Origin of the sequence: Endozoicomonas sp. ALC020, from assembly GCF_049275935.1 — a bacterium.
Taxonomy (GTDB): domain Bacteria; phylum Pseudomonadota; class Gammaproteobacteria; order Pseudomonadales; family Endozoicomonadaceae; genus Endozoicomonas_A.
On sequence record NZ_CP184830.1, the window covers coordinates 1,415,001 to 1,436,733 of the forward strand.

General features: G+C 47.3%; 23 protein-coding genes and 1 pseudogene. 8 read left to right on the forward strand and 16 right to left on the reverse strand.

Going from position 1 to position 21,733, the window contains the following annotated elements:
* Positions 1 to 80 precede the first annotated feature (80 nt).
* Together ACOJUO_RS04345 and msrP are read right to left on the reverse strand one after the other, a co-directional pair.
* Entirely contained in the window at positions 81 to 659 is a 579-nt protein-coding gene (locus ACOJUO_RS04345) for a sulfite oxidase heme-binding subunit YedZ (protein ID WP_422139047.1), read from the reverse strand.
* A 10-nt stretch (positions 660 to 669) separates the two neighbouring features.
* The gene (msrP, locus tag ACOJUO_RS04350; protein WP_422139048.1) at positions 670 to 1,713 is read right to left on the reverse strand and encodes a protein-methionine-sulfoxide reductase catalytic subunit MsrP; all 1,044 of its coding nucleotides are present in this window, start codon (positions 1,711 to 1,713) and stop codon (positions 670 to 672) included.
* Positions 1,714 to 1,957: 244 nt separating this feature from the next.
* Here msrP and betB point away from each other — a divergent pair, with 244 nt between their 5' ends.
* Both betB and betA read left to right on the forward strand, forming a co-directional pair.
* On the forward strand, positions 1,958 to 3,421 hold the full coding sequence (gene betB / locus ACOJUO_RS04355) for a betaine-aldehyde dehydrogenase (RefSeq protein WP_422135524.1): 1,464 nt from the start codon (positions 1,958 to 1,960) through the stop codon (positions 3,419 to 3,421).
* 23 nt (positions 3,422 to 3,444) lie between these two features.
* Positions 3,445 to 5,115 (forward strand): choline dehydrogenase, encoded by a 1,671-nt coding sequence (betA, locus tag ACOJUO_RS04360; RefSeq protein ID WP_422135525.1) that lies wholly within the window; start codon positions 3,445 to 3,447, stop codon positions 5,113 to 5,115.
* A gap of 59 nt (positions 5,116 to 5,174) precedes the next feature.
* Here betA and pssA read toward each other — a convergent pair whose 3' ends face one another.
* The 3 genes from pssA to ACOJUO_RS04375 all read right to left on the reverse strand — a co-directional run bounded on the left by pssA (position 5,175) and on the right by ACOJUO_RS04375 (position 7,750).
* The gene (pssA, locus tag ACOJUO_RS04365) at positions 5,175 to 5,999 is read right to left on the reverse strand and encodes a CDP-diacylglycerol--serine O-phosphatidyltransferase (protein ID WP_422135526.1); all 825 of its coding nucleotides are present in this window, start codon (positions 5,997 to 5,999) and stop codon (positions 5,175 to 5,177) included.
* A gap of 73 nt (positions 6,000 to 6,072) precedes the next feature.
* A complete protein-coding gene (locus ACOJUO_RS04370; RefSeq protein ID WP_422139049.1) occupies positions 6,073 to 7,005 on the reverse strand; it encodes a LysR substrate-binding domain-containing protein in 933 nt (310 codons plus the stop codon).
* A gap of 43 nt (positions 7,006 to 7,048) precedes the next feature.
* Entirely contained in the window at positions 7,049 to 7,750 is a 702-nt protein-coding gene (locus tag ACOJUO_RS04375; RefSeq protein ID WP_422135528.1) for an aspartate/glutamate racemase family protein, read from the reverse strand.
* 222 nt (positions 7,751 to 7,972) lie between these two features.
* Between ACOJUO_RS04375 and ACOJUO_RS04380 the strand changes: the two genes are divergently transcribed.
* The 3 genes and pseudogenes from ACOJUO_RS04380 (at position 7,973) to ACOJUO_RS04390 (ending at position 9,617) form a co-directional block, all read left to right on the forward strand.
* Complete coding sequence (locus ACOJUO_RS04380) at positions 7,973 to 8,683, forward strand: hypothetical protein (protein WP_422135529.1); 711 nt, start codon at positions 7,973 to 7,975, stop codon at positions 8,681 to 8,683.
* Positions 8,684 to 8,752: 69 nt separating this feature from the next.
* A pseudogene (locus ACOJUO_RS04385) lies at positions 8,753 to 8,887 on the forward strand (YqaE/Pmp3 family membrane protein); the annotation flags it as partial.
* A 70-nt stretch (positions 8,888 to 8,957) separates the two neighbouring features.
* A complete protein-coding gene (locus tag ACOJUO_RS04390) occupies positions 8,958 to 9,617 on the forward strand; it encodes a DUF2959 domain-containing protein (protein ID WP_422135530.1) in 660 nt (219 codons plus the stop codon).
* Between the two features lie 79 nt (positions 9,618 to 9,696).
* Here the strand turns inward: ACOJUO_RS04390 and ACOJUO_RS04395 are convergent, their stop codons facing one another.
* From ACOJUO_RS04395 to ilvC, 3 genes are all read right to left on the reverse strand, one after another.
* Complete coding sequence (locus tag ACOJUO_RS04395; protein WP_422135531.1) at positions 9,697 to 10,605, reverse strand: DMT family transporter; 909 nt, start codon at positions 10,603 to 10,605, stop codon at positions 9,697 to 9,699.
* Between the two features lie 90 nt (positions 10,606 to 10,695).
* Positions 10,696 to 11,628 carry a DMT family transporter gene (locus tag ACOJUO_RS04400; protein ID WP_422135532.1) on the reverse strand — a complete coding sequence of 311 codons (933 nt, stop codon included), beginning with the start codon at positions 11,626 to 11,628 and terminating at the stop codon, positions 10,696 to 10,698.
* A gap of 326 nt (positions 11,629 to 11,954) precedes the next feature.
* Positions 11,955 to 12,971, reverse strand: a complete 1,017-nt coding sequence (gene ilvC, locus ACOJUO_RS04405; protein ID WP_422135533.1) for a ketol-acid reductoisomerase — start codon at positions 12,969 to 12,971, stop codon at positions 11,955 to 11,957.
* 185 nt (positions 12,972 to 13,156) lie between these two features.
* Here ilvC and ilvY point away from each other — a divergent pair, with 185 nt between their 5' ends.
* The gene (ilvY, locus tag ACOJUO_RS04410; RefSeq protein ID WP_422135534.1) at positions 13,157 to 14,020 is read left to right on the forward strand and encodes an HTH-type transcriptional activator IlvY; all 864 of its coding nucleotides are present in this window, start codon (positions 13,157 to 13,159) and stop codon (positions 14,018 to 14,020) included.
* Positions 14,021 to 14,043: 23 nt separating this feature from the next.
* Here the strand turns inward: ilvY and ACOJUO_RS04415 are convergent, their stop codons facing one another.
* Both ACOJUO_RS04415 and ACOJUO_RS04420 read right to left on the reverse strand, forming a co-directional pair.
* Complete coding sequence (locus ACOJUO_RS04415; protein WP_422135535.1) at positions 14,044 to 15,237, reverse strand: hypothetical protein; 1,194 nt, start codon at positions 15,235 to 15,237, stop codon at positions 14,044 to 14,046.
* A gap of 86 nt (positions 15,238 to 15,323) precedes the next feature.
* On the reverse strand, positions 15,324 to 15,593 hold the full coding sequence (locus ACOJUO_RS04420) for a hypothetical protein (RefSeq protein ID WP_422139050.1): 270 nt from the start codon (positions 15,591 to 15,593) through the stop codon (positions 15,324 to 15,326).
* Positions 15,594 to 15,667: 74 nt separating this feature from the next.
* Between ACOJUO_RS04420 and ACOJUO_RS04425 the strand changes: the two genes are divergently transcribed.
* Entirely contained in the window at positions 15,668 to 15,817 is a 150-nt protein-coding gene (locus tag ACOJUO_RS04425; protein WP_422139051.1) for a hypothetical protein, read from the forward strand.
* A 432-nt stretch (positions 15,818 to 16,249) separates the two neighbouring features.
* Here the strand turns inward: ACOJUO_RS04425 and ilvN are convergent, their stop codons facing one another.
* The 5 genes from ilvN to ACOJUO_RS04450 all read right to left on the reverse strand — a co-directional run bounded on the left by ilvN (position 16,250) and on the right by ACOJUO_RS04450 (position 20,597).
* Positions 16,250 to 16,741, reverse strand: a complete 492-nt coding sequence (gene ilvN, locus ACOJUO_RS04430; protein ID WP_422135537.1) for an acetolactate synthase small subunit — start codon at positions 16,739 to 16,741, stop codon at positions 16,250 to 16,252.
* Entirely contained in the window at positions 16,741 to 18,459 is a 1,719-nt protein-coding gene (locus ACOJUO_RS04435) for an acetolactate synthase 3 large subunit (RefSeq protein WP_422139052.1), read from the reverse strand. Before ACOJUO_RS04435 ends, ilvN begins: the two co-directional genes overlap by 1 nt.
* 744 nt (positions 18,460 to 19,203) lie before the next feature.
* Positions 19,204 to 19,656 (reverse strand): hypothetical protein, encoded by a 453-nt coding sequence (locus ACOJUO_RS04440; RefSeq protein WP_422139053.1) that lies wholly within the window; start codon positions 19,654 to 19,656, stop codon positions 19,204 to 19,206.
* 72 nt (positions 19,657 to 19,728) lie between these two features.
* Positions 19,729 to 20,277, reverse strand: coding sequence for a hypothetical protein (locus tag ACOJUO_RS04445; RefSeq protein WP_422139054.1), 549 nt, complete (start codon positions 20,275 to 20,277; stop codon positions 19,729 to 19,731).
* Between the two features lie 77 nt (positions 20,278 to 20,354).
* Positions 20,355 to 20,597, reverse strand: a complete 243-nt coding sequence (locus ACOJUO_RS04450; protein ID WP_422139055.1) for a hypothetical protein — start codon at positions 20,595 to 20,597, stop codon at positions 20,355 to 20,357.
* Positions 20,598 to 20,750: 153 nt separating this feature from the next.
* Between ACOJUO_RS04450 and ACOJUO_RS04455 the strand changes: the two genes are divergently transcribed.
* Positions 20,751 to 21,008 carry a phage portal protein family protein gene (locus ACOJUO_RS04455; RefSeq protein WP_422139056.1) on the forward strand — a complete coding sequence of 86 codons (258 nt, stop codon included), beginning with the start codon at positions 20,751 to 20,753 and terminating at the stop codon, positions 21,006 to 21,008.
* 5 nt (positions 21,009 to 21,013) lie between these two features.
* On the opposite strand, the gene ACOJUO_RS04460 is transcribed toward ACOJUO_RS04455, so the two are convergent.
* On the reverse strand, positions 21,014 to 21,643 hold the full coding sequence (locus tag ACOJUO_RS04460) for a LysE family translocator (RefSeq protein WP_422139057.1): 630 nt from the start codon (positions 21,641 to 21,643) through the stop codon (positions 21,014 to 21,016).
* Positions 21,644 to 21,733: the final 90 nt, after the last annotated feature.

Genomic DNA, 21,733 nt, shown 5'->3' on the forward strand with positions numbered 1-21,733 from the left:
TCCTTTGTAACCGTAACTCTCAATATAGCGAAAGGACCTGTGCGAAATTTCTTCATTGATAAAAGGTATAAAACCTGCTACTAGCGGTGGCCCCTGGCGGGCAATCTAAACAGCATCAGGCCTGCCATTACAGAACCAAATATTACCGCTTCGGTATAGTCACTTTTTGAAAGCCAGACAAAATGCAGAACCGCCAAACCTGCAGCCAGATAGACCAGCTTATGCAGCTTCACCCAGTTTTTCCCTAACCGGCGCATCATGGCCCTGGTGGATGTGACACCCAGTACCGAGAGAATCAGAATCGCAAAAGCACCCACTATTATATAGGGACGCTGATATAGATCTTCCAACAGTGTTTGCCACTGCCAGCCCAGCATGAATGCAACATAAGCCACCACATGCAACACGGCATAAAAGAGCGAGAAGAGCCCGAACATTCTTCGAAACCGGATCAGCTTGTTAACACCTGTGATTTTTCTTGCCGGAGTCACCGCCAGACTGATGCAAAGGAAGATTAAAGCCCACTCCCCCAAATCTCGGGTCAGCGTATTTGCCGGGTCGGGTCCCAGTTGATGAGTGATAACAGCATTGATCAGCCAGACCAATGGCGCCAGACAGAGTGGAAAAACAAACCACTTTAACTTTGCAACCCAGTCCATAACGCCACCTTTAATAGAACTTCCTGAGATCCATTCCCTTGTAGAGATGGGCCACTTCTTCGCCATAACCGTTGAACTTTTGAGTTTTAATCTGGTTTGGCTCCCAGATGGAGTTAGGTAATCTGCGCTCTTGTTTCTGGCTCCAGCGCGGATGATCGACTTCGGGATTGACATTGGCATAAAAGCCATACTCGCTGGGGCCTGATTTAACCCAGGTGGTTTGTGGCATGGTTTCAGTAAAACGGATTTTGACAATGGACTTGATGCTCTTGAAGCCATACTTCCAGGGGACAACCAGTCTTAGAGGGGCTCCATTTTGCGGTGGCAGAGTCTTGCCATAAACACCAATCGCCATAAAAGACAGTGGATTCATAGCTTCATCCATTCTCAGCCCTTCGACATAGGGGTATTCGATGGAACTGAAACGAGAGCGTTGACCCGGCATCTGTTCAGGATCATAGAGTGTTTCGAACTGAACATACTTTGCCCTGGAAGTAGGTTGAAAACGCTTCAGCATGTCGGCCAGTGACACGCCGATCCAGGGAATGACCATAGACCAGGCTTCTACACAACGAAGACGGTAGATTCTCTCTTCAACATCATGGGGTCTGAGCATATCTTCCAGCGTGTATTTCCCGGGTTTCTCAACCTCTCCGTCAACCACTAACGACCAGGGATCAGTTTTCATATTTTTAGCGTGTTTGGCAGGGTCGTCTTTTGAATAGCCAAACTCGTAAAAGTTGTTGTAGCCAGTCACGCTGGCATAAGGGGTTAAAGCTTCATCGGTGGTAAAACGACTGGATTGATAGCTGGCTACTTTCTTTTGCAGCCAATCCGGGGCAGAGAGCTGTGGAACCTTATCATGGTTTGCAAACGCTGGTTTCCTGGCTGACCGGGGATCTGCAGCATCAGTGCAGCCAGTCAGAGCCAGCCCCATACCGGCAAAGGCAAACTGCCCACCCATTTTCAAAAAACGGCGACGCTCCCTGTAAACACTTTCTGAAGTTATTTCGCTGCTGCGAATGTCTCCTGACTTTCTGGTCTTGATCAGCATCGATACTCTCCCGGGAAATTCTCTTTTTTACCATTTACGTTGGTTTCAATGGCGCAGATTCACATTTCGAAAATGAAAATATAGACGTCATATCAGCTGCAAATATTCCATTCCCATAGCCACTTGATCACTTAGCAGCTTTTTTGTCATTTTCACATAAAATTAAATCGGTGTTCCTACTGTCGTTCCCTGAGAATTACAGAGTCCTTAACTTTGCACCTCTGCATAAACAAGGGAGTTAGCTGTGTTATCACCCTGCTATCAGAATTTTGTTGATGGCCAATACCTGGCCAATGAGACCGGAGAAACGTTTCCGGTGATCAATCCCGCAACTCGTCAAACCATTTATACCGTGGAGAAAGCCGATAACAGCATTCGCCAGGCTGCGGTTGTCAGTGCTCAAAAAGGCTTTGAAATCTGGTCAGAAATGACGGGTATGGAGCGCAGTCGAATCCTGAAACGTGCTGTCAGTCTTTTGCGTGAGCGCAACGATGAACTGGCTCGAATTGAAGTTTTCGATACCGGTAAACCCTGGCAAGAAGCCAGCGTAGTTGATGTGGTTACAGGCGCAGACTCCATTGAGTTTTTTGCTGGATTGGCCCCTTCCCTTGAAGGCAATCAGCAGTGCCTGGGTGATGACTTTTATTACACTCGCCGCGAAGCACTGGGCATCTGTGCCGGAATAGGTGCCTGGAACTACCCTCTGCAAATTGCCTGCTGGAAAGCTGCACCCGCATTGGCCTGCGGCAACAGTATGATTTTCAAACCCTCTGAAGAGACGCCTCTGGGTGCCTTGAAACTGGCTGAGATATTTGTCGAGGCAGGCATGCCTGCTGGCGTCTTCAATGTCATTCAGGGCGACGGGGAAGTCGGTGCCTGGCTGGCTCATCATCCGGAGATTGCCAAGGTCTCTTTCACAGGAGAGGTCAGCACCGGTAAAAAAGTCATGACCGGTGCGGCCTCTTCATTGAAAGAGGTCACCATGGAGCTGGGCGGAAAGTCCCCTCTGATTATCTTTGAGGATGCTGATCTTGAGAATGCCACCTCCGGAGCCATGCTCGGTAACTTCTATACCCAGGGCGAAGTCTGTACAAACGCTACACGGGTTTATGTTCACAAGAGTATCTATCCCGAATTTATAGAAAAACTACGGCAGCGTACTGAAGGCAATATTGTGCTGGGCGACCCTATGGACCCGTGCACCAACATGGGTGCGCTAATATCAGAAAAACACCATCAACGGGTTCTTAACTACATCCACCAGGGCATTATGGAAGGCGCCACTTTGTTGACCGGAGGCAAAGCAGCCAGTCCTTCGACAGCAGCCGATGGCCTTTTTGTTGAACCCACCATTTTTACCGATTGCCACGATGATATGACCATTGCCCGCGAGGAGATTTTCGGGCCCGTAATGACGGTATTCACCTTCGAAGATGAAGCAGAGGTCATTGCCCGCGCTAACGACACCGAACTGGGCCTTGCAGCCGGAGTCTTTACTCAGGATATCACCCGTGCCCACCGGGTTATTCGGCAGCTTCAGGCAGGTATCTGCTGGATCAACCATTACGGTACCTCACCGGCTGAAATGCCAGTAGGTGGTTATAAGCAGTCCGGTATAGGTCGTGAAAATGGTGTTGAAACAATGAGGCATTACACCCAGGTCAAAGCAGTGTATGTCGGTATGACACCTCTGGAGAGTCCTTTTTAACTTCGCATTCAAGGTGCACGAGCATGACAAAATATGACTATGTCATAGTCGGAGCCGGTTCTGCCGGATGCGTTCTGGCCAATCGCCTGACAGAAGACGGCAAAAGTCGTGTTCTGCTAATTGAAACCGGTGGCAGTGACAAGAGCATCGTTATTCGAATGCCTGCGGCTCTGTCCATTCCCATGAATACCGAAAAGTATGCCTGGCAGTTTATAACCCGGCCTGAACCCTTTCTCGACAACCGTCGTATGCACTGCCCCCGGGGTAAGGTGCTGGGTGGTTCTTCTTCCATCAATGGCATGGTCTATGTTCGGGGCCACGCTAAAGACTTTGATGAATGGCATCAGCACGGAGCTACCAACTGGGATTACCGCCACTGCCTGCCCTATTTTCGTAAAGCAGAAACCTGGGCTTTCGGTGCCGATGACTATCGGGGAGGCAGTGGTCCATTAGCGGTCAATAATGGTAATGAAATGAAAAACCCTCTCTACTCCACCTTTATAAAGGCCGGGGTAGAAGCAGGCTACCTGGAAACCACTGACTGCAACGGTGCTCGACAGGAAGGTTTTGGAGCCATGCACATGACTGTTAAGAACGGTATACGCTGGTCCACTGCCAACGCCTATCTTCGCCCGGCAATGAAACGAAGTCATTTAACGGTGGTTACCCATGCCCAGGTTCAGCGTGTCCTGCTGGAAGGCAAAAAGGCTACAGGCGTCGAATATAAACATAAAGGTCTCATCAAAAAAGTGCTGGTCACTAAAGAAATCATTCTTTCGGCAGGCTCTATTGGCTCACCTCATATTCTTCAATTATCAGGAATAGGCCCTCGCAAGGTATTAGAAGACGCAGATATAGCAGTTCAACACGAATTGCCTGGTGTAGGTGAAAATTTGCAGGATCATCTGGAATTCTACTTTCAGTTTCGCTGCAAAAAGCCCATTACTCTCAACGGCAAACTCGACCCGCTCAGTAAATTATTCATTGGTGCTCGCTGGTTGTTCATGAGAGACGGGCTGGGTGCGACCAATCATTTTGAATCTTGTGGTTTTATCCGTTCAAAAGCAGGCGTTGAATGGCCTGATATGCAATACCACTTCCTGCCAGCGGCAATGCGCTATGATGGCAGGAGTGCTTTTGACGGGCATGGTTTCCAGGTTCATATCGGCCACAACAAACCCAAAAGCCGTGGCTGGGTGAGAGCGGTGTCAGCCAATCCAGATGTTCACCCTGGTATTCGGTTCAACTATCTGTCCCACGAAGAAGACCGGGAAGGCTTCAGACAATGCGTTCGTCTGACCCGGGAAATCATCAACCAACCGGCGTTCGATGAATACCGAGACTCAGAAATACAGCCGGGAGAAAGCATTCAAACCGATGAACAGATTGATGCCTTTGTTCGGGAATCCGTTGAAAGTGCCTATCATCCATCCTGCTCCTGCAAGATGGGAACGGATAACATGTCTGTGGTCGATCCAAAGACAAGAGTTAAAGGACTGGAAGGACTGAGAGTAGTGGACTCCTCCATCTTCCCAACCATTCCCAATGGCAATCTGAATGCCCCTACGATCATGGTGGCGGAGAGGGCGGCAGACCTCATCCGGGAGGCAGATATCTTGCCTCCGTCTTCTGCCCGAGTCGATTTGGATACTCAATGGCAGGAGAGACAGAGAAAAGGAACCACTGTGCGCTGATCAACTTGTAGCCACACTCTGCAGGATGGGAACCAGAGTAAAACCGCGTGGCTCTTGAGTCATTCAGGAGCCGTTTGTTTTCTGGTTTTTCCTACCAGGAACATAATGGGTCCGGAGCAGGCATAACTCAGAAAAATCAGCATCAGCACTCTGGGTGGATCGGTAAAGACGACGGCAAAAGCCAAAACCATGACAATCATAAAAATGAAAGGCACCCGTCCTTTCAGGTCCAGTTTCTTGAAACTGTTGTACTGAAAATTACTGACCATCAGCACACCAGCCAGACCTGTAATCAGAGCGCCCAGCAATGCAATACCCATCATGTTGCCGTCGATACCAAAATCACTCAGCGCCCATACCATACCAATGACCAGTGCTGCTGCAGCGGGGCTGGCCAGACCGGTGAAATAGCGGCTATCTGTTACTTCCAGCTGAGTATTGAAACGGGCCAGACGCAAAGCAGCACAGGCTGCATAAATGAAGGCAACCATCCAGCCCACTTTACCCAGATCATTCAGGGCCCAACTGTAGGCGACCATGGCAGGCGTTACACCAAAGGTCACCATATCTGCCAGACTGTCGTACTCCGCACCGAACTTGCTCTGGGTGTTGGTCATCCGGGCAACACGACCATCGAGGCCATCCAGAATCATAGCAACAAAGACTGAAATACAAGCCTGGGTAAAAAAACCCGCCTGGGCACTGATAATGGCGTAAAAGCCACAGAACAGATTACCTGTTGTAAACAGGTTAGGCAGTATATAAATGCCTCTGTGGCGAACTGTCTCCCCACCTTCGACCACCTCTTCAAAGTGCTCATCGACGGGAAACAGACCGTCCACAGCATCTTGTTCATTTTCGGGTCGTTTCGGTTTATCGCTCATTTCAGCATCTGCTCATCGACATAAAGGTGAAAAAACACACTCTATCATGAAAGGTATGGATACTGCATAACCGCTAGGAGCCTGACAGGGAATAGACTTCCATCAGTTGCCATCCTGACTCACAACGCTGGCTCAACTCAGTCCATAACCTTTCAGCTCTGGCATGCAGCCGAACTGTGTTTCGGTAAAGCAGAATTTCTATAGAGCCCGTCCAGTCAGCTCTTTCAGAATAGGGAACCAGCTGACCAGACTTCAGCTCATCCTGTACGGAATAATCCGGTAACCAGGCAACCCCTTTGCCTTTAAGAGCCATTTCCTTGAGCAGGTTGGTCAGGGAAGACTCCATTACCGTCTGAAAGAGTACGGGAACGTCCGATGCACTCAACAGACTATTGACCTTGCGCCCCATAAAAGCATTGGGGCTATATCGGAGTAAGGGTACAGTGCAAGGATCACTATCAGAAAACATTGGTTTTCCCTGAGCATCAGGCAGACAAACGGGCAAAAGACGCGTCATCCCCAGTTTCAGATATACAAAGGGCGGCTGCATTAAAGCGTCAACATTGAACGCCAGGAGAAAATCACAATTACCTTCCTGCAGCGCCTCTACCGCGAGATCAACATCAATGCTTTCTACTCTGGTTTGCAGTAATTGCTCATCTTCACTCACCTGCTGAATCAATTCCGGTAACAAAGTCACCGACAGGGAATGAGCTGCAGCAAAGTCAATGGCCTGCCCGGAGACGACACCCTGTAACTGACCCAGACCCTCTTCCATTTGACGAAGCAGGTTCCTGGCCGTTGTTCTGAACAAACGCCCTTCCGGAGTCAGTTTGATGGGAACCGTTCCCCTGTCTACCAGCTCAAAACCGACCGTCTGTTCCAGAGAACGAACTCTTCGACCAAAAGCAGGTTGTGTGATGTTTCGAAAATCAGCAGCACGGGAAAAATTTCTCAGCTCGGCCAATGCCAGAAAATCTTCCAGCCACTTGGTTTCCAGATTCATTCAGGCACGACTCCCAGACTTCAGTTCAACTTACCCCCGCTCCTCAAGCAGCTTCTTTCTCTTCCTGCTGACTGTACCAGTCAACACAGGCTCCGGCTAACAGCGCTGTTGCATCAATGTACTGTCCGGGATTTGTTTTCACAACGTCGGCAAGACCTACAGGAATTTCTGTGCAGCCCAGAATAACCGCTTCAGCGCCCTGACTAACCAGATCATCAAAAACCATTTTCATACACTGACTGCCCTGCTCCAGACGCCCTGCCTTAATATCGTAGATGGCATCCATCATCAGCGTTTGCATACCCTGCTCAGGTATCAGACATTCACGACCATCGTTCTCTATCTGCCGTTGGTACATTATGGCTGAAACCGTAGCGCTGGTCGCCATAACACCTATTTTGCGCAGATTATTTCGTCGGATATGTTGTTCAACACAACTCAGGATACTGATCATTGGAATCCGAGCCTGTTTTTGCAGCTTATCAAACCAGAAATGTGCAGTATTACAGGGAATCACTGCACACTGGGCACCGCCTCGCTCAAGACTTCTCAAACCTCTCAGCAAGGCCGGAAAAGGGTCCTCGCAACCTTCAAGAATGCAGGCACTGCGATCTGGAATCTGAGGGACATTATGCACCAGCATGGGCAGGTGCTCCTGATCCTTACTGGCTTGTGTCAAAGCAATGATTTTCTGCATAAAGTCTACGGTAGCCAGAGGCCCCATTCCGCCCAGTACTCCTAACACGACATACTCCGTTTAATTGGTGACTGCAAGATTAGCAATATCACTAGAAACTATGGTCATATAATTACGACTCCCAGGGAGCTTGTGAAATGCCTAAAGCGAAGGATTAATGCCGAAATGGCATGGGGAGGAAGGCAGATAAAAATATAAGGTTTTACTTATTGGAATTAACTTCTTATAACAGGAAACTATAGAATTCCATTACCAACCAAATTGATAGCTATGAAAAGAATTACAATGGTTGTGGCCATGAAACAGGAAGCAGCGCCACTCATTGAGAAACTGGGCCTGGCCGAAACAGACGACACAAATCCCCTGCTACCCTGCAAAACCTTTGCGGGTGAGTACAAGAATCTGAACATCAATCTGATTACCAACGGTTCCGACTCAGTTCACGGTGTAGAAAATGTCGGTACCCAGCCAGCAACCCTGGCGGCATACGAAGCACTTCGCCTCTTGTCACCGGACCTGGTCATCAATGCCGGAACCTGTGGAGGTTTTTCCGACAAGGGCTGTAAAGTTGGTGACGTTTATATTGGCGAGCGTATTCGTTTCTTTGACCGTCGTATCCCCATGGGCGAACATTACGAAGCCTACGGCGACGGTAATTTTCAGTGCCAAGTGGCAGTGGATCTGGCCCGAAAACTGGATTTGCCCACCTCTGTTGTCTGCACCGGCAACTCTCTCGATATGAGTCCGACCGATGAAGCCATTCTGCGTCAGGAACCTATGGTCAACAAAGAGATGGAAGCCGCAGCCATTGCCTGGGTAGCTTCCCATTACCAGACGCCAGTGGTTGCGGTAAAATCGGTGACAGACCTGATGGACAGTAAGCATGGCACAGCAGAAGAATTCGCTTCCAACCTGGCCCTGGCCTCCAGAAATCTTCAGGAAGAAGTGCTGAGACTGCTTGATCTTCTTGCTCAGCAATAAACTACTAAGTACCTGGCCAGTTGGTTTCGCATATTCTGGCTGCAACCAAAACACACTCAGGGAGACGTTATGCGTTATTTTCTGGCAATACTTTTGCCACCGATAGCCGTTCTTTTATGTGGCAAGCCGGGTCAGATGATCCTTAATATTATTCTGACCCTGCTGGGTTGGATTCCCGGAATCATTCATGCCCTGTTTGTTGTTAACAGTCACCTGGCAGACAAGCGCAACCAGAAAGTCATTGACGCCATTAAAAATCAGGAAGATTAGCGCTATGTTCTCAGCATTCCGGGCAGGAATACCCGTCCTGCTGCTTATTTTGTCGGTCTTTCTGACAGGCTGCCAGAGTACTTATTACAGCGCCATGGAAAAGGTAGGCGTTTACAAGCGCGAGATTTTGGTGGACCGCATCAAGAGCTCTCAGGCCGCTCAGGAAGAAGCTCAAGAGCAATTCAGCTCAGCGTTGGAACAGTTTCGCAGCGTCGTCAATTTTAATGGTGGTGATCTGGAGGCGCTTTATGATCAGCTTAATGCTGAGTTCGAGGACAGCGAAGCTTCTGCAGATAAGGTTCGTAAGCGCATCCGGGACGTTAAAGATGTCTCGGAAGCACTCTTTGAAGAGTGGGAAGCAGAGCTGGAACTCTATTCCAGCGGCAGTCTTCGTCGTGCCAGTCAACTGCAGCTGAATGAAACCCGTCATCAGTACAAAAAAATGCTGGCCAGCATGGAACAATCAGAAAAGCGCATGCAACCGGTTCTGAATGCCTTCCGGGATCAGGTTTTGTATCTGAAACACAACCTCAATGCACGGGCTATTGCGGCACTCAAGGGTGAATTTGGTGCCATTAAGCTGGACATTGATCGCCTGCTAAGAGATATGCAGCGCTCCATTGATGAGTCACGCAAGTTCGTTGCCACCTTGCAACAGTCATGAGTGATCGAAGCAATCTTGCTTCACTTTGAGTGGGGAAAGATTGCTCGGGAGTCTAACCCGGACTGTCTGTTGAAGAATATTACCTACTGCTTATCCACAACCCCATAAAGATCAATCCTGCCCCTATCAGGTGGAACTGATAAAGCGTCTGCCCAAGAATGGGAATAGCGAGCATAGCTGAAAACACGGGTATCAAAAAGTGAAACATGGCTGCAGTGCTTGGTCCCAGCACAGACACGCCGAAGTTCCAGAAAAGAAAGGCGACCAGAGTAGCAAACAAAACCTCGTAAATGATTACATAAAGTGCATCCTGGCTAATGGAGAAGCTGCGCTCAGATGCAGGCTCCCAGAGATAGAAGGGCAAAAGGAACATCGCCCCAATTCCGATTAGTGTGGTTAGCAGCTGAGCCTCGGATAAAGGCAGTTCAAAACGCTTGAGCAAAACGGTATAAAGACCCCAGCAGCACATAGCAAGAAACATGATCATGTCTCCTCTGCCAAAATCAAGACTGACCAGCATTGACCACTCTCCTTTACTTAAAATCGTGAGTAGTCCGGGAATTGCCATTCCCATACCGAAAAGCTGCCTTTTTTTAGGAAAAACATGCAGCAGAGGAACCGCCAGGATCATTGTAATGACGGGCAGAATCATCTCAATCAAGGCCAAAGTCACTGCCTGTGTGGATTCAGCAGCGATGTAAAGCAGTGTGTTAGCGCAGAAAATGCCGAGGAACCCCAGGACCAGCAGTTGATAGCGACCTTGAAAGATTACCTTTCTCTGTTGAATCAGTTTCTTGCCGGTAAACGAAAACAGGATCAGAAAAGCCAGAGTCCACCGCCAGAATGACAATGCGATGGGAGGAATGCCTTCTACACTCATCTGGTTTGCAACAAGATTCTCTCCCGCCCAACAGAGAGTCGCTAACACCACCGCCAGTATTGCCAGAATGTTAGAATGAGCAATCAAATGGACGATTTTTTCTCTCAAGTTACTGCTCCAAAAAAATATGTCTGTGATCTTTTAAACCTCTTGAATCATTGGCACTGGCTTAAGCCCTTATCTATTCACATAGGGAGTCTAACCCGGACTGTCTGTTGAAGAATATTTCCTGTTGGTTATCCACAATCCTGTAAAGATCAACCCTGCCCCTATCAGGTGGTACTGGTAAAGCGTCTCTCCAAGGATGGGAATAGCGAACATGGCTGAAAACACAGGGATCAGGAAGTTGAACATAGCCGCATTATTTGCCCCGAGTAAAGACACGCCGAAATTCCATGACATATAGGCGACCAATGAAGCAAAAAGAACTGAGTAACTGATCAGAAAAAGTGCTTTCGGACTCACGGTAAAGCCACCTCTCATCGATAGCTCCCAAAGGTAAAAAGGCAAGAGGATCACCACCCCAATCCCGACCATTATGGTCAACAGATGAGCCCCGGACAAAGGCAATTCAAAACGCTTGAGCAAAACCGTATAAGAGCCCCAGCAACAGGTAGCGAAAAGCATGATTAAATCTCCCCTGCCAAAGTCCAGGCTGGCCATCGATGACCATTCTCCCTTACTGAAAATCGTCAACAGTCCCGGAATAGCCATTCCCATACCAAACAACTGCCTTTTTTTAGGAAAAGTCTTCAACAGAGGAATAGCGAGAATCATAGTAATCACGGGCAGTGCTATTTGTATCAGGCCCAGGTTTACCGCCTGTGTGGATTGAGCTGCGATATAAAGCAATGTGTTAAAGCAGGTAATGCTGAAGAATCCCAGGATCAGTAATTGATAACGACTCTGAAAAATCAGCTTTCTCTGCTGAATCAGTTTCTTTCCGGTAAACGAAAACAGGATCAGAAGAGTCAGAACCCACCGCCAGAATGACAGCGCGACGGGAGGGATATCTCCCACACTAATCCGGCCCGCAACCAGGTTACCCCCCCAACAGAGTGTCGCTAAGACCAACCCCAGTATTGCCACAATGTTAGGTTGGGTCTTCAAATGGGCAATTTTTTTTCTCAAGGTACCGCTCCAGAAAATTTGCCGACTGTCTCTTAATTCACAACCATCGCAACTATTGTAAAATGCGCTCCGGAAATAAAGAGACTAGAGCTTTAACTGTATCTCTGCCCAAAATAATCATCATCCGTTAGCCATTATTCAAAATTCGATCATGAATCGATTTATGGCTGGCTTCCTATGCCTGGCAGACATTGTTCGTTTCCCGGGAGCTTCCATAGTCGCGAAGTAGACTAGTTTACGAACAGCGTCATCAATCAGAAAAACTTGTGCTTTTTAAACTAAAAAAGGCGCACAAGGCGCCTTTTTTGAAAAGTTGATTTTAACAATCAGTTCTTATCTTTATCAACCAGCTGATTCTCGGTGATCCAGGGCATCATTTCACGCAGCTTGGCACCGGTCTTTTCGATTGGGTGAGCAGCATTGTTACGACGATAAGCAGTCATGGACGGATAGTTCATTGCACCTTCAGTGATGAATTTCTTGGCGTACTCACCGTTCTGGATGTCTTTCAGGGCTTCACGCATAGCCTTACGAGATTCATCGTTGATGACTCTTGGGCCGGTTACATACTCACCATACTCGGCATTGTTGGAGATGGAGTAGTTCATGTTGGCGATCCCGCCTTCGTACATCAGGTCGACAATCAGCTTCAGCTCATGCAGACATTCAAAGTAAGCCATTTCAGGAGCATAACCTGCTTCGGTCAGTGTTTCGAAACCGGCCTTAACCAGCTCTACCGCACCACCACACAACACAGCCTGCTCACCAAACAGATCGGTTTCGGTTTCATCTTTGAAAGTAGTTTCGATGATACCGGTACGACCACCACCTACGCCACAGGCGTACGACAGGGCCAGATCTTTAGCCTTTCCGGAAGCATCCTGATAGATAGCAACCAGATCAGGGATACCGCCGCCTTTAACAAACTCGGAACGCACAGTGTGACCCGGTGCTTTAGGGGCAATCATGACAACGTCCAGATCGGCGCGAGGAACAACCTGGTTGTAGTGAATAGCGAAACCGTGAGCAAATGCCAAGGTTGCACCCTGCTTCAGGTTAGGCTCAATTTCGCTCTTATACAGCTGAGACTGGAATTCATCCGGAGTCAGGATCATGACCAGGTCAGCCTGGGCGACTGCAGCAGCCACGTCCATTACCTTTAGGCCTGCAGATTCGGCTTTGGCAACAGAAGCGGAGCTCTTACGCAGACCAATGGTGACATCTACCCCGGAGTCCTTGAGGTTATTGGCATGGGCATGACCCTGAGAGCCATAGCCAATAATGGATACTTTCTGACCACGGATGAGGGAAAGATCACAGTCTTTATCGTAATAAACTTTCATGATGGACTCCTGAATAAAACGCCCTGGATTATCTTTTCTTGTCCGGGCTGAAAACGTTGATTTGGAGATTAAAGCAGACAGATCATTTCGTAAAATGATATATTTGCAATATAACGTTTCATATTACGAAACAGCCTTGAGCAAAGGTGAAAAACCGCCATAAGTGAGGGTGAAAAACGATCATTATGGATCTGAAACCACTGAGGCATTTCCTGAGTCTCGCTGAAACGCTCCATTTCGGCCGTGCCAGCGCAGCCTGCCATGTCAGCCCATCTACCCTGAGCCGAAGCATTCAGCATCTGGAAAATAATTTGGGGGTATACCTGTTTGAACGGGACAATCGCAGTGTCAGCCTTACCGCAGAAGGCATTAAGTTCGAGAGATATGCACGGGAAACCCTGATTCAGTGGTCAGCGATTCGCAACGAATTGATAGCCGAATCGAAAGAGTTGAAGGGTGAGATCAGTGTATATTGCTCCGTAACCGCCAGCTACAGCTTTCTATATGACATTCTCAAGCGCTTTCGACAACGCTATCCGAGCATTGAAATAAAGCTTCATACCGGCGACCCTGACTCAGCCATTGACCTGATCACCTCTGGAAAAGAAGATATAGCCATTTCTGCCCGCCCGGATAATTTATCCTCGGAGATTCAGTTTCACAGCATCGGACTTTCCCCGCTGGTCTTCATAGGCCCTGCTTCGGGAGAAATTTCTACCCCAGGGACGGTTGAAGAGTGGAGCAGAACGCCCATGATCCTGTCAGAAAAAGGTATTGGGCGACAGCGGGTTGATTACTGGTTTTCAGCCAAAGGCATCAAGCCAAAAATATATGCCCAGGTCGCTGGTAATGAAGCCATTGTCAGCATGGTCAGCCTGGGATTTGGAGTCGGCGTAGTACCGCAGATTGTATTGGATAATAGCCCACTGTCTGACAAGGTTAAGATTCTGAATATCACCCCCTGGCTGGCTGCTTATGATGTGGGACTCTGTGTGCTGGACAAGAAACTCAAAAGTCCATTGATTCGGGCCTTCTGGGAGCTGCTTTAGTCGATTTTCTGAGAACAGCCCTATCAGTTCGATGTCCCGCCTGAGTCCAGATCAAAAGCCTCCATCAGGTCCAGTTCAAATCGATTGTTTTTTGCTTTCTTCATGACCACTTTATTTTCGGCAATCCAGGGCTTGCCCAGACACCAGGCTACAAGGGTCTCTCCGTGATGAAATATAAGAATCTTGCTTCCTGTATTATGGTTACTCAGAAGGTAGGGAGTCACTTGTCCTGCACTCCAGGAAAAATTTTTGAAACGACAGCCCCCGGTCACTGAGTCACAAGGTACATGCTCAGTCCAGACAAGCTTCTGATGTTCTGGCAGGAAGATGTCGTATTGCCGCGGCTGCCACCAACTAATCCTCTTCAGTTTATAACCGGGTTGATCCGTTACCACTATTAATTCCTGATCAGAGTCGCCATAAAGAGAACTCAACATGCGAAAGTCATAATTGGCATTAAATAGATAAGCGACACTGCTTTGTAAATGACCACCAATGACTGTACTTGGTGTCGATTCGTCGGAGGTAATTCCTTTTGCTTCTCGCCAGTCGGGCACCAGAACCACCGGGATTGAGCTATTGTAGTAAGCGGCAAAATAGGAATGCCAGTCAATAAAGCGGTCCAGCCAGTTCTGACAGACCGCGCGGCTATCAAGATAATCGTCTGCAGATTTATGGAATGCCTTGAAGGTTCTGCTACCAGTATTTATGGCTTCACAGTTGCTGGCGATCAGGGATGAGTAGTGCAGAAAACCAGAAGGCACATCTGCCGGTTTGGCCTGAGTGAGATTCTTCCATCTCTGAAAATCCTTTTCAAGATGACTGAACAGGCTATTCAGTCTCTGCTCAATCACTGCCTTAGGGCCATTCCCCCAGTACTCTACATCAGACAGCTTAACGAACTCTGGTTCTTCTGTATTACCGATCAGCTTACTGGTAACAATCCAACGGTTAGTTTGATAATTTACCACGCCTATAAATAAAGGGTGGGCAGGGTGGCCCGTAGCTGCCTGTTTTTTACTGACATAAAAAATGAATTCATCTTCCCTGAACACATAATACGATATTCCTATTGTCACTCCTGCCAGAATCGCCAGCCCCACGATAGTGTCTTTGTATAACCTCATCCCGGCCTGAAGATGAGAGTGCCCGGAAAGCGCAAAAAACACGACGAATGCCTTTAAAATATTCTTCCGTCCAACCAGATATCCAGCCATCGATATTTCCAGTGCATGATTTAGAATGCCATCCAGTATAGATAATTACAGAACAACTTCTGTTTAAAGAATACGGTTCAGGAATGCTACTCGAAAAAGAGTCTCTGAAATTGAGCAGACCATCCCGACTGGGGGATGTTATAAACGGCTGAGTTCGTCGTGTCGAGGTCAAACGCTTCGGTCAGGTTCAGCTCAAATCGATTGTTTTTTACTCGCCTGGAAACCACCTTATTTTTGGATGACCAGGGTGTACCCAGATGCCAGGCGACAAGGGTCTCACTATGATGAAATTTGACATCCTCCCCGCCGTGAAGAGGCTGTCGCAAAACTCTGGTTCCCGCCTTCACCCCCGTCATTCCCCGATTTCATTCTCGTCATTCCCGCGAAGGCGGGAATCCACACTGACTCTCCACCAGAACCATACTGCCCGGTGTCCTCCTGGCCTTGTCATCCCCGAGAAGGCAGAGATCCACACTTGGCGCTGGATTCCCGCCTTCGCGGGAATGACGAACTCAGAGCATGGGAACGAGTCCTTAGAGTTTTGCGACAGCCTCTGAACGACGGGGATTCCTACAGCTAGACGGTCATGCCCGACCGCAGTGTACACCTTACCCAATATCGGCATACACCTTATTCGACAATCTGCTCTACCTTTCGGATTGTTAAGAAACACGGGCAGAAAGCGGAAGGTATTTTACTTCTCCTGTCAGGTAGCGTAATCGCTAAAAACACCTGACGGATAGCAAAATAGCACAAGGGGTTTGCTCTGCAAGCCGAGCTTTCATCCCCGTCCTCAAAGTACGGGGTTTTACGCTCATTCGATAAGTACCTTTAAAATATTCAGCCGTCCAATTCGGTCTCTGACCATCAATAGGTCCAATTCGTGATTTATAACGCTAGACAGTATAGATAACTTTAGAACCGCTGCTTTTAAAAAGAAGACAGGTTAGAAGAGAAAGTCTCTCCGGTCAGAGCCGGAGAGCTATCAATATGAGAGGAGTTAAAAGAAAGGTTACAAACTCAAAACTTTCTCGCCACGGGCAATGCCCGTAGTACCACTACGAACCACTTCCAGCACCTGAGCCTGGCCGATGGCGGCAATGAAGCCATCCAGTTTCTCTTGGGTACCGGCCAGCTGAATGGTATAAACCGAGCTGGTGACATCGACTATCTGACCTCTGAAGATATCCGCTGTGCGTTTCACTTCAGCTCTCAGCGGACCGCTTGCACGAACCTTGATCAGCATCAGCTCACGTTCAACATGGTGACCTTCGGTCAAATCCACCAGCTTGACCACATCAATGAGCTTGTTCAGCTGCTTGGTAATCTGTTCAATCACCTGTGGATTACCGGAAGTGGTCACTGTCAGACGAGACAGTGTCGCATCTTCCGTAGGTGCAACGGTCAGGGTTTCAATGTTGTAGTTACGCTGGGAAAACAACCCGACAATGCGTGACAGAGCACCCGGTTCGTTTTCTACCAGTACAGAGATAATCCGTCTCATCAGGTTCTCTCCGTCTTGCTGAGCCAGAGGTCACACATGCCACCCTCCTTGATTTGCATCGGATAGACATGCTCATCGGGATCTACCTGAATATCCATGAATACCAGACGATCTTTCAGAGAGAAGGCTTTTTCCATCGCAGGCAGCAGCTCCTCCGGGCGGGTGACTCTTATACCCACATGGCCGTATGACTCCGCCAGTTTAACGAAGTCAGGCAGAGACTCCATGTAGGAGTGAGAGTAACGGCTGTCATACTGCATATCCTGCCACTGTCGTACCATACCCAGTGCCTGATTATTGATATTGATCACCTTCAGGTGTAAATCGTATTGCAGGCAGGTTGACAGTTCCTGAATATTCATCTGGATACTGCCTTCACCGGTCACACAGGCAACCTGTTCTTCAGGGAAGGACAGTTTGATACCCATGGCCGCTGGCAGGCCGTAGCCCATGGTGCCAAGACCACCGGAGCTGATCCAGCGATTTGGCTTGTTAAACCGATAATGCTGGGCAGCAAACATCTGATGCTGACCTACGTCGGTGGTCACAAAGGCATCACCTTTGGTGACTTGATAAAGGGACTCAATGACCTGCTGGGGCTTGAGAATGCCGTCACTTTTTTCATAAGTGAACAGACCTTTTTCTCTCCAGGAATCAACGCTTGCCCACCATTCGGCAAGAGCAACACTGTCCTGAGAGCCCTGATATTCGTCTATCTGGGCAAGCATGTTTTCCAGAACAGCATCGACCGGACCCACGATGGGGATGTCAGCCACAACGTTTTTGGAAATACTGGCCGGATCAATATCAATATGGATGATCTTGGCATTCGGACAGAACTTTTCAGTGTTATTGGTCACCCGGTCATCAAAACGGGCACCCACCGCCAGAATCAGGTCGGACTCATGCATGGCTTTGTTGGCACAATAGCTGCCATGCATTCCCAGCATCCCGACAAACTGACGATCAGACCCCGGAAAACTTCCCAGACCATTCAAAGTATTGGTTACCGGTACGTCCAGCTTTTTGACCAATTCTGTCAGCAACTCTGAAGCCTGACCCAGAACCACTCCACCACCGGCATAAATAACCGGCCTGCGAGCCTTCATAAGCAGTTCAACCGCTTTGCGGATCTGCCCGTTATGACCCTTGGCGGGCGGGTTGTAAGAACGGATTTTGACCTTTTCCGGATACTTGTATTCGTATTTTTTAGTCAGGTCGGTGATGTCCTTGGGAATATCAACCACCACAGGACCGGGTCGTCCGGTCTGGGCGAGATGAAACGCCTTGCGGATAACCTCCGGAATATCTTCAGCTTTCTTCACCAGGAAGCTGTGTTTAACGATAGGTCTGGAAATACCCACCATATCCACTTCCTGAAACATGTCAGTCCCGATAAAGGTGGATGGCACCTGACCTGAAATCACCACCATGGGAATAGAGTCCATGTAGGCTGTGGCAATACCGGTAATCGTATTGGTAGCCCCCGGCCCGGATGTCACCAGTGCTACTCCGGGCTTACCTGTAGCCCGCGCATAGCCGTCAGCCATATGGGTAGCCGCCTGTTCGTGGCGCACCAGAATATGGGTGACTGCTTTTTGTCTGAAAATCGCGTCATAGACGTGCAACAGGGCTCCACCAGGATACCCGTAGATGTACTCTACCCCTTCATCAGCCAATGAACGGACTACCATGTCCGCGCCGGATAAAAGCTCCACGTTTGCTTACCCTCGGCAGTACTAATTATTAGAAATGAATCGGCTTGACGCCGCTGAGCTAATGCTCATATACAGCCCATGCTGCCTGAGCGGTTAGGGACTCCGGCCTCTCTTTTTTGACAGCGTACAAAGCAGTACACACTGTATTCAAGGCCTCAACATTCCTGTATGGGTAGGGTCAGGAATCTGACAGATGACGCCCGGCAAGGCTCATCTGCCAGCATTCCAAGGAATGCTCTGATCAGGGAATGGATAAGTCCCCCGGATTGTCGCATAAACCCCTGAGTTCACCTGATCAGGTAGTCCCAGGAGGACACATTCTTTACCTTCAATGAAGCAGAGTCAATAGCCCGACAGAGCAGAATTACGGAAATTGCTTACATTTTAGTGGTAAAGATAAGTAGTCAGGATAATCACCACCCTGTCACTCACCCTCTGGCTTTAGCTCAACATCCAAACTCGAACGACTGCGAACGTTCAACTTTAACGTTGTCTTATCTTTTGGTCTGAGAACCTAGCCATGCCCATTTTTATAGTGATCGTCAGCAGAACGACCCGAAGTATATCGCCAGAATTCGTAAGTCAGGTCCCTCCTGTTAAGCTGAGCCGCCAAAGGCGGCGTCGGGTGAGCGAAGAGAATGAACCGGGAGTATTTGTTAAACGCGTACTATTTATTGCTACAAGTATTATTTAAAAGCGCCTATAAAGTTTTCATTTATTAATTCTTCTATTTTATTATGAATTTCATTCATCATGATCTGGATACTTAATACCTATGTACGCTGACGCAACTAATATTCCTGAAATCATTCCATATGGAACTGTGATCACCCCTATTAAAATCATACTCCCAATAGATGAAAGCCAAAACTCCTGAATTTTGAATGTATCACCTAGAAAAACGTTATAAATAGCAAATGCAAACCATGTTGGTATATGACTTAACAAGCCTACAACCGCTCCAGATATACAACTACGTAAAACCACTTTATTTGCATCAATTGAAATCAACTTATTGCAAATCAAACAAGATGATAAAAACGTACATACAGGGGCAAGAATAAAAATCGAATCAAATTCATTTAGATTAATGGGGCCACTAATGAGAATTTTGTCCACAATATAGTAAACAATCATGAATGAGCTTGCACCCCAAAATAAAGATATAAACAATATATAATTTGCTTTTGCACTCATAAACTACTCATGATGATTTTTTCACAAAGCGTGTGACGCCCAAATCAGGTGCGCCGTAGGCGTCATCTGAATTTACTTGGTATGTTCCGATTCTATTAGGTTTTTGACCATAAAATCATAGTTTCTTTGGCGTAACTGCAAGCCAAACAGGAATGCAAAGAAAACCATAAAAATTGCACCTGCTATGGCTATGCCACCTTTTCCAAAAGCAAACATTGCCAAGAAAAATAAGGTTAGAAAACCGAAAAAGTATAAACCAATAACACCTGACCAATGATCAAGGAATCGAAAGACTTTGTTTCTTCCTATTTTTGTGTAACTGAACTCACCAGACTTATACGTTACAATACCTGGTGTTTTCTTAAGTGCGTAAATAATCTTTGAGCATTCATCATGCTTTAATAACTCTACAATATCGGAATGGCTCATTCTCAGTCCATGAAGTAGTCGAAAAAGTTCTGTCGCGGAATGCTTCTGTTCTTTATGAACAGCATCATCAAGTTTTTCTAATAATTCAGCACGAACTTTTCTTGTTTGTCCGAGGTTAAAGAGTGTGACTGCGACTGTTCCAATAGCTGTAACTAATCCAAATAAAAGTTTTGATAATTCTGTAAATTCCATTTTTACCTCGGAGGAACATAACGCCTGCATGTACCGCACGCCGAAAGTTTGCTTTGGTTGATTTTTTTCATTTATTTCTATTTCAGTTTCTTACCCCAACCATCACATTCATATGCTCTGAATTTGTTTTCTAATTTTGTTCTAGCTCTTTTCCAATCTTCCATGATTTTTGCTCTACCACCTCGCCTTCTTAAGTCTGTATAGTGTTTAATATCATCCTTCCAAGACTGACACTTGTATAAACTGGCTTCAGGCTTTTTGGCCAGTGCTGGCATTGAAAAAGTTAAAATTGTAATAAAGAAAATACTGATTTTTTTCATTCTTTTTTCTCTTTGTTTTTACTCTGAGTAACATAACATGGGGATATACAGCACACGCAGTAAAATATCATTAAAAACAGTACCAAGAAGGATACTATCATGGCAGGGTAAGCTAGTCTCGGAGAAATCGCAAAGACCGACCGTGGCATCCGCATGGCCAAGACTTATACGTCACTGTTACTGTCAAACCCAGACAGGGTCTTACAACAACGAGGCCGTGACCTGAAGCTTTACGAAGAGATCCTGCGTGATGACCAGGTAAAGTCCTGTTTCCAGCAAAGACGCTTGGCTTTCTCACAATCAGAGTGGGATGCAGAGCCTGCGAGTGAAAGTCCTGAAGATGTGGCAGCCGCAGAGTTTATTGCCTACTCAGGGACATCCTTATCGGCTGAAAACATAATGTCTATTTAGGCACCTCATACTTTGCTGGTTGACAACAGGAAGCCCGCACTTACAAAAGCACCGCCTGTAATTTTATTGAAAAACTGGGCGCGTCCTTTTTGAAGAAGCCAGCGTGATGATTTTGTCCCCAAGTAAGCATAGAAAAGCAACCAGCCAAATTCTAATACGGAAAATGTGATGCAAAAAATAGCATACTGAGTCAATAGCGAATCACTTGTTGAAATGAATTGTGGAAAAAGTGCGGTGAAAAGTACTATAGCTTTAGGGTTGCTTGCACCGACTATGAAGCCACTACCGTAGAGAGATAATTTTGATTGTGCTTCTGAGTTTTCAAGGTTGTTATTTGTTTCATAGCTATCCACTTTAGATGTAAAAGCCTTATAACCCAGATATATCAAATATGCGGAGCCAAGCCATTTAATCAAATTGAATATCATCTCAGACGAGGAAATTACTACTCCAAGACCGGTAAAAGACAAAGTCATTATTCCAATAATGGCCGTTAGACTACCCAAAGCCGTATAAATCGCTGATTTAAAACCTGCCGTAACAGATTTGGTCATGCACAGTAGTACACTTGGTCCTGGAGAAGCTGTTAATACGATCACTGCAAGTGTAAAAAATAACCAGATTTGTACTTCCATTTGTACTCCGATTTTATTGCTGGCGAAGCGCCTAACATGGGGATATACAGCACACGCGGTACAATATCATTAACAAACGTACCAAGCAGG

Coding starts and splice junctions, on each gene's coding strand:
- ACOJUO_RS04345 (WP_422139047.1), bottom strand. CDS start 659: ATGGACTGGGTTGCAAAGTTAAAGTGGTTTGTTTTTCCACTCTGTCTG.
- msrP (WP_422139048.1), bottom strand. CDS start 1,713: ATGCTGATCAAGACCAGAAAGTCAGGAGACATTCGCAGCAGCGAAATA.
- betA (WP_422135525.1), top strand. CDS start 3,445: ATGACAAAATATGACTATGTCATAGTCGGAGCCGGTTCTGCCGGATGC.
- pssA (WP_422135526.1), bottom strand. CDS start 5,999: ATGAGCGATAAACCGAAACGACCCGAAAATGAACAAGATGCTGTGGAC.
- ACOJUO_RS04370 (WP_422139049.1), bottom strand. CDS start 7,005: ATGAATCTGGAAACCAAGTGGCTGGAAGATTTTCTGGCATTGGCCGAG.
- ACOJUO_RS04380 (WP_422135529.1), top strand. CDS start 7,973: ATGAAAAGAATTACAATGGTTGTGGCCATGAAACAGGAAGCAGCGCCA.
- ACOJUO_RS04390 (WP_422135530.1), top strand. CDS start 8,958: ATGTTCTCAGCATTCCGGGCAGGAATACCCGTCCTGCTGCTTATTTTG.
- ilvC (WP_422135533.1), bottom strand. CDS start 12,971: ATGAAAGTTTATTACGATAAAGACTGTGATCTTTCCCTCATCCGTGGT.
- ilvY (WP_422135534.1), top strand. CDS start 13,157: ATGGATCTGAAACCACTGAGGCATTTCCTGAGTCTCGCTGAAACGCTC.
- ACOJUO_RS04415 (WP_422135535.1), bottom strand. CDS start 15,237: ATGGCTGGATATCTGGTTGGACGGAAGAATATTTTAAAGGCATTCGTC.
- ACOJUO_RS04420 (WP_422139050.1), bottom strand. CDS start 15,593: ATGACGGGGGTGAAGGCGGGAACCAGAGTTTTGCGACAGCCTCTTCAC.
- ilvN (WP_422135537.1), bottom strand. CDS start 16,741: ATGAGACGGATTATCTCTGTACTGGTAGAAAACGAACCGGGTGCTCTG.
- ACOJUO_RS04440 (WP_422139053.1), bottom strand. CDS start 19,656: ATGAGTGCAAAAGCAAATTATATATTGTTTATATCTTTATTTTGGGGT.
- ACOJUO_RS04445 (WP_422139054.1), bottom strand. CDS start 20,277: ATGGAATTTACAGAATTATCAAAACTTTTATTTGGATTAGTTACAGCT.
- ACOJUO_RS04450 (WP_422139055.1), bottom strand. CDS start 20,597: ATGAAAAAAATCAGTATTTTCTTTATTACAATTTTAACTTTTTCAATG.
- ACOJUO_RS04455 (WP_422139056.1), top strand. CDS start 20,751: ATGGCCAAGACTTATACGTCACTGTTACTGTCAAACCCAGACAGGGTC.
- ACOJUO_RS04460 (WP_422139057.1), bottom strand. CDS start 21,643: ATGGAAGTACAAATCTGGTTATTTTTTACACTTGCAGTGATCGTATTA.